The 14,190-nt window shown below is 70.2% G+C and carries 12 protein-coding genes and 1 pseudogene; 6 read left to right on the top strand and 7 right to left on the bottom strand.

Annotated features, from left to right (window positions below; translation table 11 throughout):
* Positions 1–187: 187 nt before the first annotated feature.
* From ACWD5D_RS10610 to ACWD5D_RS10595, 4 genes are all read right to left on the bottom strand, one after another.
* The gene (locus ACWD5D_RS10610) at positions 188–745 is read right to left on the bottom strand and encodes a CGNR zinc finger domain-containing protein (RefSeq protein ID WP_451372423.1); all 558 of its coding nucleotides are present in this window, start codon (positions 743–745) and stop codon (positions 188–190) included.
* 186 nt (positions 746–931) lie between these two features.
* The gene (locus ACWD5D_RS10605) at positions 932–1,843 is read right to left on the bottom strand and encodes a 1-phosphofructokinase family hexose kinase (protein ID WP_451372422.1); all 912 of its coding nucleotides are present in this window, start codon (positions 1,841–1,843) and stop codon (positions 932–934) included.
* Positions 1,840–2,778 (bottom strand): ROK family protein, encoded by a 939-nt coding sequence (locus ACWD5D_RS10600; RefSeq protein ID WP_451372421.1) that lies wholly within the window; start codon positions 2,776–2,778, stop codon positions 1,840–1,842. The genes ACWD5D_RS10605 and ACWD5D_RS10600 overlap by 4 nt, the downstream gene beginning before the upstream one ends.
* A 5-nt stretch (positions 2,779–2,783) precedes the next feature.
* Positions 2,784–3,668, bottom strand: coding sequence for an SIS domain-containing protein (locus ACWD5D_RS10595; protein WP_451372420.1), 885 nt, complete (start codon positions 3,666–3,668; stop codon positions 2,784–2,786).
* 152 nt (positions 3,669–3,820) lie between these two features.
* On the opposite strand from ACWD5D_RS10595, the gene ACWD5D_RS10590 reads away from it, so the two are divergent.
* The 6 genes and pseudogenes from ACWD5D_RS10590 to ACWD5D_RS10565 all read left to right on the top strand — a co-directional run.
* On the top strand, positions 3,821–4,621 hold the full coding sequence (locus ACWD5D_RS10590) for a DeoR/GlpR family DNA-binding transcription regulator (protein ID WP_451372419.1): 801 nt from the start codon (positions 3,821–3,823) through the stop codon (positions 4,619–4,621).
* A 661-nt stretch (positions 4,622–5,282) separates the two neighbouring features.
* Positions 5,283–6,317, top strand: coding sequence for an ABC transporter permease (locus tag ACWD5D_RS10585; protein ID WP_451372418.1), 1,035 nt, complete (start codon positions 5,283–5,285; stop codon positions 6,315–6,317).
* A gap of 23 nt (positions 6,318–6,340) precedes the next feature.
* Positions 6,341–7,267 (top strand): carbohydrate ABC transporter permease, encoded by a 927-nt coding sequence (locus tag ACWD5D_RS10580; protein WP_451372549.1) that lies wholly within the window; start codon positions 6,341–6,343, stop codon positions 7,265–7,267.
* 63 nt (positions 7,268–7,330) lie between these two features.
* Complete coding sequence (locus ACWD5D_RS10575; protein ID WP_451372417.1) at positions 7,331–8,980, top strand: hypothetical protein; 1,650 nt, start codon at positions 7,331–7,333, stop codon at positions 8,978–8,980.
* A gap of 52 nt (positions 8,981–9,032) precedes the next feature.
* Entirely contained in the window at positions 9,033–10,220 is a 1,188-nt protein-coding gene (locus ACWD5D_RS10570) for a Gfo/Idh/MocA family protein (RefSeq protein ID WP_451372416.1), read from the top strand.
* A 29-nt stretch (positions 10,221–10,249) separates the two neighbouring features.
* Positions 10,250–10,411: pseudogene (locus ACWD5D_RS10565) on the top strand (YciI family protein); the annotation flags it as partial.
* Here the strand turns inward: ACWD5D_RS10565 and ACWD5D_RS10560 are convergent.
* Genes ACWD5D_RS10560 through ACWD5D_RS10550 form a run of 3 tightly spaced genes read right to left on the bottom strand, consistent with a single transcriptional unit; the run spans position 10,412 to position 14,190 of the window.
* Positions 10,412–11,698, bottom strand: a complete 1,287-nt coding sequence (locus ACWD5D_RS10560) for an MFS transporter (RefSeq protein WP_451372415.1) — start codon at positions 11,696–11,698, stop codon at positions 10,412–10,414.
* 3 nt (positions 11,699–11,701) lie between these two features.
* Positions 11,702–12,286 (bottom strand): DUF5825 family protein, encoded by a 585-nt coding sequence (locus ACWD5D_RS10555; RefSeq protein WP_451372414.1) that lies wholly within the window; start codon positions 12,284–12,286, stop codon positions 11,702–11,704.
* A complete protein-coding gene (locus ACWD5D_RS10550) occupies positions 12,283–14,190 on the bottom strand; it encodes a RiPP maturation radical SAM C-methyltransferase (RefSeq protein ID WP_451372413.1) in 1,908 nt (635 codons plus the stop codon). Before ACWD5D_RS10550 ends, ACWD5D_RS10555 begins: the two co-directional genes overlap by 4 nt.

The following is a 14,190-nucleotide window of genomic DNA, read 5'->3' as shown; positions in this document are numbered from 1 at the left end:
CAGGTCCACTCACTCGCCAACCATCCTGACCCGCCACACGTAACCAGTCAAGGCGGTGACGCGAACGGGGCGCACACACATCACGGAGTCCCCCGGAGACAGACACATACGCACGGTGTGCGACCTTGACAGGCCGTCGCACACGCCGCCATCCCGAAGAAGCCGGGCGGCGCGGACCGTCCGACCGTCAGACGGTCAACTCTTCGTGGCTGTGTTTGCGGGCCCGATAAGCGGCGGCCTTGACCCGATTGCCGCAGGTCCGCATGGCGCACCACTCGCGTCGGTGCCCCCGCGAGCGATCGAGATAGACCTGGGTGCACTCGGGACGGCTGCACTCCCGCAGCAGGTCCGCCTGGTCGCCCCCCACGATCTGCACCGCCTCGCGAGCGAGGGCCGCGAGACCCTGCGCGACGGACCCCGCGCGGATCACACCGTCTGGACCCAGGCGCACGGCCACGGGCAGGCCCGCGGCATGAAGGTTCACCTCGGCGACCGCGTCGGTGGGCAGGGGCCGCCCGTCAAGGCGGGCCGTCACCAGCTCATAGATCGACTCCCGCAGGTCGACGGCGATGACGAGTTCGGACTCCCCGGCACCCGGCGCCAGATCGACCATCCCCGACTCCAGGAACCAGTCGTCGAGCAGCTCGGGGGTGGCGAGCTTCTCCAACGGCGCCGCGTTGCGCCGCGCGCGCAGCGTGCCGACGAAGTCGAGCGGGAGCGACCCACAGGGGAATGCGTGATTCACGTAACCATTTTGACCAGTGACACGCGCATGCGCAACATCCCCGACCGGAGCCGTATGCATCCTTGACCAGCCTCCGCACCGGCCCGAGCGCACCCGCCGCGAACGCACGGCCGCGTCGCGCGGCGTCCCCGCGGGTCGGTGGCCGCGAGGGGCATGGGTGCTCCAGGAAGAGGAGGTGACAATATGTCAGGTCGAAGCGGCGCGCGTGGTTGCCACCGCGAAGCGCCGATAGGCGCCGGGGTCGAACACCCCGGCGCGCGGAGCCAGCACCGTCGCCGCCGAAAGCGCGACCGCGTCGCCGAGCATGCCTGACCAGGCCGCGCCGTCGGCAAGGCCGGCCGCCAGTGCCGCGACCACCGCGTCACCCGCCCCGGCGGTGTTGCCCGCCACCCGCTCCGGGGGCCGCGTCCGGAAGCAGCCCTCCGGGGTGGCGGCAAGCAGACCGTCCGGCCCGAGCGAGGCCACCACCGCCTCGGCCCCCGCCGCCAGCAGGGCGGTCGCGGCCTCGGCCGGGTTGTGGATACCCGTCGCGGCGAGCAGCTCGGCGGCGTTCGGCTTGACGACCGTGGGCCGTGCGGCCAGGCCGGCCCGCAGCACCGGGCCGTCCGCGTCGAGGATCACCGGCACCCCGCGGTCCCGGGCGAGCCGGACCAGGTCCGCGCAGGCGTCCTCGGGCAGGCCGCGCGGCAGACTGCCGGAGACGACCAGCACCCGGGTCTCCGGCAGCAGGTCACGCACCCGGCCGCGCAGCGCCGCCCATTCCGCCGCGGCGACCTCCGGACCGGCCTCGTTGAGCATGGTTGTGTCGGCGGTGTCCGCGACGGCGACGGTACGGCGGGTCTCGCCCTCGATCGGTACGCAGAGGTGAGGGATCCCCGACCGGACGAGATCCGCCTCGACCGCCGTGCCGGTGGCACCGCCGAGTGGCAGTACGGCAGTGGTCCTGCGGCCCAGCGCACGCAGTACCCGGGCGACGTTGACGCCCTTGCCACCTGCCTGCGCGGCGACCTCGGCCACCCGGTGGGTGGTGTGCAGCCGAAAGCCGGGCACGGTGTAGGTGATGTCCAGGGCCGGGTTGGGAGTCACGGTGACGATCACTGCTCTGCCCCCTTTGCGGCCGTGTCCGCCGGCCGCAGGTCCGCGGCCAGCAGCCCCGCGCCCAGGCAACCCGCCCGGTCGCCGAGTTGCGCGCGGACGAGGTCCGGTACCACCGCGACGGTGGCCCGCTCGGCCATCCGCGCGCGCAGTGGGCCGAGCAGGAGGTCGCCGGACTCGGCGAACCCTCCGCCGAGGATGATGAGCGATGGGTCCACCACCGTGCAGCACAGCATCAGCGTGTCGGCGAGGACGGAGACGGCCTCGTCCCAGACGGCGACGGCCGCCGGTTCGCCGTCGGCCGCCCGCCGGGCGATCAGGGCCGGGTCGGCGCGCACTCCGGTTGCGGCGGCGTAGCGGCGCTCGACGGCGGCGGCCGATGCATAGTTCTCCGCGCATCCGACGGCGCCGCAGACGCACCGTTCCCCGCCGGGCCGCACTACGAGGTGGCCGATCTCGCCGGCCCGGTTGTGGGCACCGGACTCCGCCTGACCGTACGTCATGACGGCCGCGCCGATGCTGGTGCCGACCGGTACGAACAGGAAGCGCCGCTGCCCGCGCCCGGCGCCCAGCCGCGCCTCGGCCACGCCTCCCGCGCGCACGTCGTGGCTCACGACGGTGGGCAGGCCGGTTCGCTCGGAGACCAGGTCCCGGAACGGGATGTCGCGCCATCCGGTGGTCGCCGAGTGGACGCCGCGACCTGTGGCGTCGTCCACGGTGCCGGGGAGGGCGAGGCCGACCGCGGACACGGGGTGCCCCGCCTCGGTCGCCTCGCGGTGCAGGTCTGCGGCGAAGTCCACGATGCCCCGCACCACGGCCTGTGGGCCGCGTTCCCGGCCCGTGGGCCGCCAGGACCGCTGGAGGACCTGCCCGGCCCGGTCCAGCAGCGCGGCCTTGATGCCGGTGCCGCCGACGTCGAGAGCGATGACGTACGCCATGGCGGTCAGGCGTCGGCGAGGATGACGGAGCGCGTCAGATGAAGCGGGCTGTCCGGGTCCAGGCCCCGGGCGGCCGATATGGCGATCGCCAGCCGTTGCGCCCGGACCAGTTCGGCCAGCGGGTCCAGCCGGCCCTCCACCCACCGTCCACCGGTGCCCCGGACCTGCTCGGCGAGACCCTCGGGGGCCTCGCCGAACATCCAGGTGGCGGTAGTGGTTGTGGTGATGCTGATGGGGCCGTGCCGGTACTCCATCGCCGGGTAGGACTCGGTCCAGGACAGTGACGCCTCGCGCATCTTGAGCGCGGCCTCGTTGGCCAGGCCGACTGTCCAGCCCCGCCCGAGGAAGGTGAACTGCGAACAGTCGACCAGGCCTTCGGGGAGCGGTTCGGCCAGCGCGGTCTCCGCGTCCTTGACGACGGAGTCGGTGTGCAGGCCGAGGTGGGAGCGCAGCAGGGTGAGGGCGGCTGTGGCGAAGCGGGTCTGCACCACGGACCGTTCGTCGGCGAAGTCGAGCACCGTAACGCTGTCGGACGCCGTCATGACCGGGGTCTCAGGGTCCGCGGTGATCGCCGAGGTGCGGACGGTGCCACGCAGGTGCCCGAGCAGTTCCAGCACCTCGGTCGTGGTGCCGGACCGGGTCAGCGCCACCACCCGGTCGTAGCCGCGGCCGGTGGGGAACTCCGAAGCGGCGAAGGCGTCGGACTCGCCCTGGCCGGAGCCTTCGCGCAGCGCGGCGTAGGCCTGGGCCATGTAGTACGACGTGCCGCAGCCGACGACGGCGATCCGCTCGCCCGTGGCCGGCAGCGCATCCCGCTGGGTGGGAGCCAGATCTGCCGCGCGACGCCAGCACTCCGGTTGGCTGGCGGTCTCGACCTCGACATGGGACATCTCTGCACTCCGCCCTGAAGATTGAATGCTCATTTGCGCACGATAGCCATGGATTACGATCAACATCAAGCATTCTTCTTGCAGATCGCCTGCAAAAGCGACGCCCTGTGCGATTCTTGGCGGCGGAGAGCCGCAGAGCGAGGAGAGTGCCCGTGTCCAGGGAAGCCCGGTGGAACGCACTGCTGGAGCTGTTGGCCCAGCACGGTCGACTGGAGGTCGAGGAAGCCGCCGTCACCCTCGACGTTTCCGGCGCCACCATCCGCCGGGACCTGGACCAGCTCGCCGAGCAGCAGATGCTCACCCGCACCCGAGGCGGCGCGGTCGCACACGGTGTCTCCTACGAGTTGCCGCTTCGCTACAAGACGGCACGCCACGCCTCGGAGAAGCAGCGGATCGGCCGGGCCGCGGCGGATCTGGTGGCCGTCGGCGAGGTGGTGGGGCTGACCGGCGGCACCACGATCACCGAGGTCGCCCGTGCACTCGCGGTACGGGCCGACGTCGCCGCGGACACCACGGCCGGGATGGGGCGCCCGCCGGCCCTCACCGTGGTGACCAACGCCCTCAACATCGCGACCGAGTTGGTGATCCGACCACAGATCAAGATCGTGGTGACCGGCGGTGTCGCCCGGCCGCAGTCCTACGAGCTGATCGGCCCGTTGGCCAGCGGGGTGCTCGAGGAGATCGCCCTGGACATCGCGGTGCTCGGGGTCAACGCGATCGACATCGAGCGCGGGGCGTACGTCCATCACGAGGGGGAGGCCACGATCAACCGGCTGCTCGCCGAGCGGGCGCAGCGGGTGGTCGTCGCAGCCGACTCCTCCAAGGTCGGCAAGCGCGCCTTCGCCCGTGTCTGCAGTCTCAGCCAGGTCGACGTGCTGGTCACCGACACCGGCATCAGCGCCGAGACCACCGCCCGCTTCACCGAGGCAGGCGTCAACGTGATCGCCGTCTGACGCGACTACGGGCCACCGGCTGCCGCCTCGGCGGCGGCCCGGCCGAGGTTCGCTCGTCTCCCGGCGCTCAGCTTGTGCCACAACCTCGGCCTTGATCATCAGCGCCTGCGCGAATCCGCCTGACGGGCGACCCGCCGCAAGCCGGGCGGTGAACAAGCACTCGCCCGCCAGGCCACCCGCTGATCACCCACCAGCCGAACCGACCCGCCTCGGCGACCTCCTCCACGAGAACCAACACGCGTCCTGAGCACGGCGGATGACGTTTCCGGCAAGGGCAACGCCCGCTGTGGGCCCAGCCGAGCGAGGCGGACACGAGCCGGCAGGCAAGGCCGTCACGACCCCGGTGAGCAGGGCGGACCACGCGGTCACACCCTCGGCGGACATCACCGACCCGCAGGCGGTGACGCGCCTTTTGCCGCTGCCGTCGGACAGAGACCAGCAGCTTCGCCCAGGCCGGGGGACGGTGTGCGCGACCGCCTCGGCTGTGTTCGTTGCCTGCGCGCACGTGCGTGAAGCTGCAAGATTTAAAGAATTACCAATCAAGACTTGTCACTCGTGGGCAGACTGACGCAAGATTCCGGTACCTCGCGCGTCGGGCCGCGGCCCCCGCGAGGGGCTCAGGAAACCAACCCTCGCTCACCACACGACGCAGGAGGTGAATGTGTCGGCCGCTGCGTCCGCATCGCCCATACCCACATCCAAGACCCCGCCCGGCCAACAGCCCGAAGAACCCGGGACGTCGGGCAGGAAGAACGCGTCCAGTACGAAGGGGGCACGAAGGCCCACCGGCCGGCGGACCCTGCGTGAGCGCCTGAGGAGGGACCGCACACTGCTCCTGCTGTGTGTGCCGGGCATCCTCTACTTCGCGGTCTTCTTCTATCTGCCGCTCGCGGGCAACAGCATCGCCTTCCAGGACTACCAGCCCTACCTCGGCTTCAAGGGAAGCCCGTTCACCGGCTTGGCCAACTTCAAGGCCCTCTTCGAGGAACCGGAGTTCTGGACGGCCGTCTGGAACACGCTGAAGATCAGCGCCGTCCAGCTCATCCTCTACTTCCCCGCGCCGATCGCCCTTGCGCTCTTCCTCAACTCATTGATCAGCAACAAGACCCGCCGGCTGATGCAGACCGTGGTCTATCTGCCCCACTTCCTGTCGTGGGTCGTGGTCGTCGGCATGTTCCAGCAGGTCTTCGGCGGCGCAGGCACGGTCACCAGCTACCTGATCGACCACGGCGTACACATCGGCAACATCATGAACAACCCCGACACGTTCATCTACCTGATCACTTCCCAGAGCATCTGGAAGGACGCCGGCTGGGGCGCGATCATCTTCCTCGCCGCGATGGCCTCCATCGACACCTCGCTCTACGAGTCCGCGGCGATCGACGGGGCGGGCTGGCTGCGCCGCATGTGGCACATCACGCTGCCCGGCATCAGGCCCGTGATGATCATGCTGCTCATCCTGCGCCTCGGCGACATCCTGTCGGTCGGCTTCGAGCAGATCCTCCTCCAGCGCGACAACGTCGGCGCGGACGCCTCCGAAGTCCTCGACACCTACGTCTACTTCCATGGCGTCGTCGACGGCGACTGGGGCATGTCCACCGCCGCCGGTCTGATGAAGGGCGTCATCGGGTTCGTCATGATCGTCCTCGCCAACAAGGTCGCGCACCGCCTCGGCGAGCAGGGGGTATACCAGTGAGCACCACGCCCATGTCCACCACGATGCCCCGCTCGAGCCGCAGCGCCATCAGGAAGCGCCGCCGCTCCGCCGAGCGCCCGGCGTGGATGGAACAGCCCAACCCGGCGGCGCAGACGCTCAAGTTCGTCGTCATCATCGCGATGATCGTGGCCGTCGGCTACCCCTTCCTGCTCGCCATCGGGACCAGCCTCTCCACCAAGGCCGAACTCGCCGCGAACGGCGGCTACGTCCTCCTCCCCTCGCACCCCACCCTCGAGGCGTACCGCGTCGTCCTCTCCGGAGGCGTGATCACCCGCGCCGCGCTCGTCAGCGTGGGGGTCACCGTGATCGGCACGGCGCTGAGCCTGCTGTGCACGATCTCTCTCGCGTACGGGCTCTCGCGGCCCCGCACCTTCGCGGGCAAGCCGCTGCTCCTGATCGTCGTCGGCACGTTTCTCTTCACCCCCGGCATCATCCCCAACTACCTGGTGGTGGAGCAGCTCGGACTGCTCGACACCTACGGGGCGATGGTCGTGCCGATCCTGCTCAACGCCTTCAACATCATCGTCGTGCGGGCGTTCTTCCAGGGCATCCCCGACGAACTGCACGAGGCGGCGCGCCTCGACGGCGCCGGCGAGCTCACCATCCTGTGCCGGATCGTGCTGCCGCTGTCCAAGGCCGTGATCGCCGTGGTCGGCATGTTCTACGCGGTGACGTACTGGAACAGCTTCTTCAACGCGATGCTCTACATCAACGACCCGAACAAGCTGCCCCTCCAGGTCGTCCTGCGCTCGTACGTCCTTCAGGGCGACACGTTCAACGCGAAGGCCCTCGGCGTGAGCGTGCTGCCCGCGAGCACCTCCCTGTCGATGGCCGTGCTGATCCTCGCGGTGCTGCCGATCATCGCCGTCTACCCCTTCCTCCAGAGGTACTTCGTCAAGGGCGTTCTCACCGGCGCCATCAAGGCCTGATCCGTCACCGGGCCCAAGCAGTCACCCTCATCCGCTCCACGTTCCACGTTCCTTAGGAGAGCCATGTCCGCCAGAGATCTCAACCGCCGCGGCTTCCTCGGCGCCGCGGGCGTCACCGGCCTCACCCTCGCCGGTGCCGGCACCCTCACCGCCTGCGGTTCCGGCGGTGCCTCGGGCGGCGGCGCGAAGGCGTCGGCCAAGCTCAAGCTGCCGACGTACGTCGCCGCCGACGTCCCGGCCCCGGACCTGCCGGGCAACGCCCAGGGCCTCGACCCCGCGTACCTGCGCTATCCCAAGTCCCCGGTGCGCAGCGCGAGCAGGAAGCCGGGTGACGGCAAGCCGGTCACCGTGCTGACCGAGACGTTCACGACCGCGGCCCCGGCGATGAACCGCAACGCGTACTGGCAGGAGCTCAACAGGCGCCTGGGCTCCGAACTGAAGATGACGATCGTCAACGGCCTCGGCGCCGACGACGTCTACCGCGCGAAGTTCAACGCGATCATCGCCGGCGGCGAGATGCCCGACCTGATGTGGTTCCCGCCGAACCAGGGCCTGAAGAACGTCCCGGCCCTCCTGGAGGCGAAGTTCCACGACCTCACCTCGTACCTCTCCGGCGACGCGGTCAAGAAGTACCCGAACCTCGCCAATATCCCCGAGTTCGCCTGGAAGACAGCCGTCTTCAACGGCATGATCTGGGGTCTCGCCGTCCCGTACGGCCGCATGGGCCAGGTCTACGTCGCCAACGAGGACTTCTGGAAGCCGGTCGGCGGCGTGCGGTTCGACAGCGCCCAGGACTTCTTCGACAAGGCGAAGGAACTCCTCGACGTCAAGCGCAAGAAGTACGTCCTGGAGCCCGCGTATGTGAACCACATCCTCCAGTTCGCCTACTGGCACGGCGCGCCCAACGGCTGGCGCATGGACGGCGGCAAGCTCACCCACTACTTCGAGACCGACGAGTTCCACGCCGGTCTGGAGTTCGCCCTCAAGTGCCAGAAGGCGCAGTTGTTCTGGCCGGACCCGAACCTGCCGACCACCCTGGAGAAGATGGAGGGCGGCTTCCTGGGCCTGCACGTCCAGTCCTTCCCGGGCTTCCTGAACGACAGCAACATGTACGACTGGCCGGAGAAGGTCGTCGTCCCGTTCGCCGCCGAGAAGGGCACGACTCCCACCTGGGGCTACGGCTACGGCTCCGTCGGCTTCACCGCCATCAGCAAGAACGTGGGCAAGGACCGTATCGAGACCCTGCTCCAGATCATGAACTACCTGTCCGCCCCCTTCGGCACCGAGGAGCGGCTCTTCCTGGACAACGGTCTCGAGGGCACGCACTACAACCGCACCAAGGACGGCGACGTGGTGCTGAACAAGAAGGGCAACGCCGAGGTCCTCACCACCCGGCAGGCCATCAACTTCTTCGGCAACGCCCCGCAGACCCTGTACCTGCCCGGCAAGCCGGACATCACCCGCGGCGTCCACGAGACGGAGGTCGAGCTGATGAAGATCGCCAGGATCAACCCGACCACGGGCTTCTTCTCGGACACCTTCGCCAACAAGGGCGCCTCCTCCACCGACGAGGTCTACACCGCCGTCAAGGACATCGTCGCCGGCCGCAAGCCGCTGGCCTCCTTCAAGAAGGACATCCTGCCCAAGTGGCAGCGGACCGCGGGCGACGCGATGCGCCACGAGTTCGAGCGGGCCATCGCCGCGGCCAAGTAGCACCCGCCGGCACCTTCCCACGCACAGCTCACCCAGAACAGGACACCCGCACGTGGAAGATTTGCGCATCGGAGTCATCGGGCTCGGACTGCGACGGAACCTGGCGACCGCCGCGCACCGGCCCGGCAAGGGCTCGGTCGTGGCGGCGGTCGCCGAACTCGACCCCGAAATCCGCGCCGAGGTACCCGAGTTGTACAAGGGAGCGGTGGCCGTCGAGGACTACCGGCGCCTCCTCGACGATCCCACGCTCGACGCCGTCATCGTGGCGAGCCCCGACGACACCCACGAGGCCATCGCCTGCGACGCCCTCGAAGCGGGCAAGCCTGCGTACGTCGAGAAGCCGCTCGGCATCACAGTCGAACAGTGCGACACCATTCTGCGCACCGCCTACAAGACCGGCACCCGACTCTACGTCGGCCACAACATGCGGCACATGGGCGTCGTCCGGCTGATGCGCGACATCATCGCGCGCGGCGACATCGGCGAGCCGAAGACCGTGTGGGTACGGCATTTCGTCTCGTACGGAGGTGACTACTACTTCAAGGACTGGCACGCCGACCGGCGGCGCACCACCGGGCTGCTGCTGCAGAAGGCCGCGCACGACATCGACGTCGTGCACTGGCTGGCGGGCGGCTACACGCAGCGCGTCAACGCCCTCGGCGACCTGATGGTCTACGGCGACCTGCCGCGCAGGTCGCCGGACACCCCGCGGCCCGACGGCTGGCTGCGCGAGTTCGACTGGCCGCCGACCGCGCGCAGGGACCTCCACCACGTGGTGGACGTCGAGGACGTGTCGGTGATGAACATGCGTCTGGACAACGGCGTGATCGCCGCCTACCAGCAGTGCCACTTCAGCCCCGACTACTTCCGCAACTACACGGTCATCGGGACCGAGGGCCGCCTGGAGAACTTCGGGGACCGCCCCGGCGACGAGGTGCGCGTCTGGAACACCGGCCCGACCGGCTACCGCTCCGACGCCGACGTCGTGTACCGCGTCCCCGAGGCGAAGGGCTCGCACGGCGGTGCCGACGAGCGCATCGTCGGCGAGTTCTGCCACTTCGTGCGCGCGGGCGGGCGCACCGACACGTCGCCGGTCGCGGCCCGGATGAGCGTGGCCGCGGGCGCGCTCGCCACCCGCTCACTGCGCGAGGGGGGCGTGCCGTACGACGTTCCGAAGCTCGAGCCGGAGCTCGTGACGTACTTCGACGGCGGGCAGCTCCCGCGCGGAGCCAGGGAGTAGCAGCAACGGCGCAGGCAGGCCCCTCGGACGCGTACGGGCCGCTGTTGTCCGACGACGGCGGCACCTGGCTCGGGACAGCGGCCCTGCTCCGGGCGCCGGACCCGGAGACGGCTCGCGGCGTCCTCATCTCGGATGCGTATGCCCATATCGAGGTCCACAACCGGCAGTCAGGCGGAGGTCGTCGTGAGTGACTAGCGGCGGCTCTCCGCCTCCGCGTCCAGGGCCCGTTCCGGCACCGTGACGCCCGCCCCCGTGGGTGCCCAAAGCGTCGCCGCGGAGAGCAGGGTCACGGCCGCCGCGCCCATGAGCATGGGTACGTTGCCGAGCCAGGCGGCCAGCGCGCCGCCCGCAAGGGCTCCGACCGGCACCGTCGTGAGCAGCACCGCCTGCACGAGTCCCGCGACGCGGCCCTGCATGCCGTCAGGGGTGACCAGTTGCTGCGTGGTCGTCATGGAGATCATCCATACGGTGCCGGAGAGGCCGTAGCAGACCTGGTAGGCGAGCAGCACGGGGAAGGCGAGGCCCAGCGACGCGGCCGGGATCAGGAACACGGCAGCGCCTGCCGCGAGTCCGAAGATCCGCGTGGCCCGCCACAGCCCCGAGGTCCTGGCGAAGCGTCCGGCGAGCAGGGCGCCCGCCAGGGTGGCCGCGCTGTAGGCAGCGTACGTCGTGCCCAACTGCCAGGCGGGCAGGGCGAGATCGCGGGTCGCGTAGAGGACGTAGAGAGCGGCCGCCGCACCGCTGCCGAGGTTGAGTCCGGCACCCGCCAGGACCATGCGGCGCAGCCGGCGCTCGGCGCGCACCACCGCGAGTCCCGTGCGCAGCGAGCCGGCCAGGGACTTCGCGCGGGCGGACTCCCGCGAGCCTGTCAGCGCGTTCAGCGCGGCGGGCAGCGCGAACAGAAGGAGCGCCTCGATCGCGTAGGCCGCACTGCCCGCGAGGAGGGCCGCGTCGGCTCCGAGGAGCCCGACCATGACACCGCCGAGCGCGGGCCCGCCGACCTGTCCGCTCGTACGGGCCGCGGTCAGCGCCGAGTTGGCGGCGAGGAGCCGCTCCGGTCCGACGACGCGCGGCAGCGCTGCCTGGAGCGCGACCGAGAGCGTGAAGGTCAGGGTGCCCGAGACGCCTGCGACCACGTACAGGTGCGCCAGGGTGACATGCCCCACCGCGCCGGCCAACGGGATCGAGCCGACGACCAGGGTCTGCAGGGTGGTCACCCACACAAGGAGGCGGCGCAGCCTGATCCGGTCGACGATCGCTCCGGCCAGCGGGCTCAGCACGGCACCGGGCAGATAGGTCAGCGCCAGCAGCGCGGCCGCCCCGAACGGCCCCGCGCCGAGGTCGGTCACGGCCAGCAAGGTCAGTGCGAGAGCGGTGATCTGCCGCCCGACGGAGCTGGCGACCTGCTCGCCGCACAGCAGCACGAAGGGACGGTGGCGACGCAGGGGGACCTTCCCGTCGGCCCGTGACGCGCCCAACCCTCAGATCCCCGTGCAGGGAACGGGCCAGCGGTGCAGCCGCGGCGGCAGGGCCACCACCCAACCGTCGGCGACGAGAGCGAGCCGCTCGGCCGCGAGCAGGTCGACGGCCTCCCGCTGCACGGCGTCGAGTTCACCGAGCGCCGTGGGCTCCTGGACCGTGGCGAAGGTGGCGAGCAGATCCGGGTGGTCGAGGGTGAACCTCGCCGAGGCGGGCCGCTCTCTGCGGTCCATGACGGTGATGAAGTCCGGGCCGCGGCGATGGTAGAGCATGCCGGCGGGGAAGGCGGCGTACGAGGCGCGCCAGGCGCTCAACTCACTGGGTTCGTCTCGCTGTTCGACGGGTGGTGGGAGGTGGTGCAGCATCCGTACGTACGGGGCGTCATGCGTGTCAAGCGGGTCGTCGCCTCGCGGCCGGTCCTCGTAGGCGATCTCCCAGTGCGTACGGAGCCGTTGGCTCTGGCACTCGCGCAGGAACTGGACCGCCACCGCCGTCTCGCGCCCCGCCCCGCCCAGGCGCAGCGGCACGTCCACGTGGACCTGTCGGCCGATCACGCGGTGGGGGACGGTCGCGGGAAGCCCGCTCATCCGGCCACCTCCTGACGGTCCGCGGATTGCGGAGCCGGGTCGGGGTCGATGCGGTCCGGTACGTCCCACGTGGGCAGGGACACGTACGTCCGCCCGTCGCGGAACACCAGCCCCGTCGCCTGAGCCTGCTGGATCCACCCGCACAGCTCCTCGGCCGGGATGTCGTGTCCGTCGCCGGTCAGCAGCCGGTGCAGCGCGGGCTCCGTCCGCCCGTCCTCGAGGCGGCGCAGCGCCCCCGCCTGCCAGCCGGTCAGCCGGTGGGTGCAGCGGGGCCAGCCGTGGCGCCGGTCGTGTACGAGCAGTACGTCCACGCCGTCCTCCGGCTCCGCTTCCTCCATCACCAGGCTCGATCCGTGATGTCCGTCGCGCCATGCCGCGACGGCCCGCTTGAGCCGGCTCTCGGTCTCTTTGCCGATGCCCGCGTCGTCCGTCGCGAACAGGTAGACGAGGTCGGAGAGTTCGGACTCGGGCAGGTCGTAGACATGGTGGTACATCTCGGCTGGGCGCCGCTTGCCGAAGCCGAACCCCGGGTCCGTGAAGTTCGGGCTGAACCGCTCCAGTTGGATGCGGTGGGCGCCGCCCGGGGGCTGCAGGTGGACGAGCGCGGGCAGCTGGTCGACGACCGGGGCGTAGTCCTCGACGGTCTCGCCCGGGAAGCCGTACAGGTAGTTCCAGGTGACGGTCAGCGCGTGGTTCTCGCACTCACGGAGTGTGCGGACGTTGCGGGCGCCGCTGACGCCCTTGTCCATGAGGTCGAGGACCCGGTTGCTCAGGCTTTCGATGCCGGGCTGGATGAGCACGGCTCCGGCCCGCCCGAGGAGGGCGATCTGTTCACGGTTGAGGTTGGACTTGACCTCGTAGTGCATCCGCAGGTCCCAGCCGCTCTCGGCGGCGCGGGGCAGGAAGTCCTTGAAGTACGCCATGTCGATGATGTTGTCGACGGTGACGACGTCGAGGATGCGGTGCCGTCGTACGAGGTGGTCGATCTCGCTCCACAGCTGCTCGCCCGACTTGGCGCGGAACGCCATGGAGGAGCCGTTGAGCCCGCAGAAGGTGCAGTGGTGCTTCTCGCCCCACCAGCAGCCGCGTGCCCCCTCGACCACCAGCTTCGGGTAGACGTATTCGAGGACGGGGGATGCGTCGAGGGCTGCCTGCCACTGGTCGTAGTCGGGCGCGGGGATGTCGGAGGGCGCCACGGTGCGCCGGGACTCGGTGTTCGCCCGCGAGACCCGGCCGTCCGTCTGCCCTTCCCACCAGCACAGGCCCGGTACGTCGGCGGGTGGCGTGTCGGCGTCCAGGTGGCGCAGGAGCGCCGGGAAGGCGTACTCGCCCTCGCCGCGCACCACGTGGTCGACAAAGGGATGGTTGCGGTGCAGGGCGTGCCCCATCGGGCCGTCGCAGTTGCTGCCGCCGAAGACGACGGTGAGCCCTGGACGGCGGCGCTTGAGCTCCCTGGCCAGCGCGAGCGAGGGCACGTTCTGCATGAACGTGCTGGTGAACCCGACGACGTCCGGTTCCTGGGCGAGCACCTCCGTCGCGCACTCGGCGATGAACTCGGCCGCGTGGACCCGCATGTCGGAGGCGGTGTCGATGCAGAGGCCGCGACGTGCGGCGTACTCCTTCAGCCGGGCGACGCCCCAGTTCTCGTCCTCGTACAGCACACCCGAGAAGACCCAGTCACCGAGGCCGTCGAAGATCGAATCGCTGCCGATCGCCTCGTAGTCACCGGGGCGCAGCCGTCCGCCGGACCGCTCGAGGAGGAACTCCGCCCAGCGCAGCGAGCCGTGGAACTCACGCACATCGTCGTCCGGGCGGACCTGCCGCAACAGCTGGTGCAACAGGCCCACTTGGAGAGAGGGCAGATCGATCGGGTGCCACGGCATGGTCACCAGCTGTACGCGCAC

It is taken from the genome of Streptomyces sp. NPDC002520 (assembly GCF_053595235.1).
Note: the sequence above shows the minus strand (reverse complement) of the source record. Positions and strands in the feature narration are given on the sequence as shown.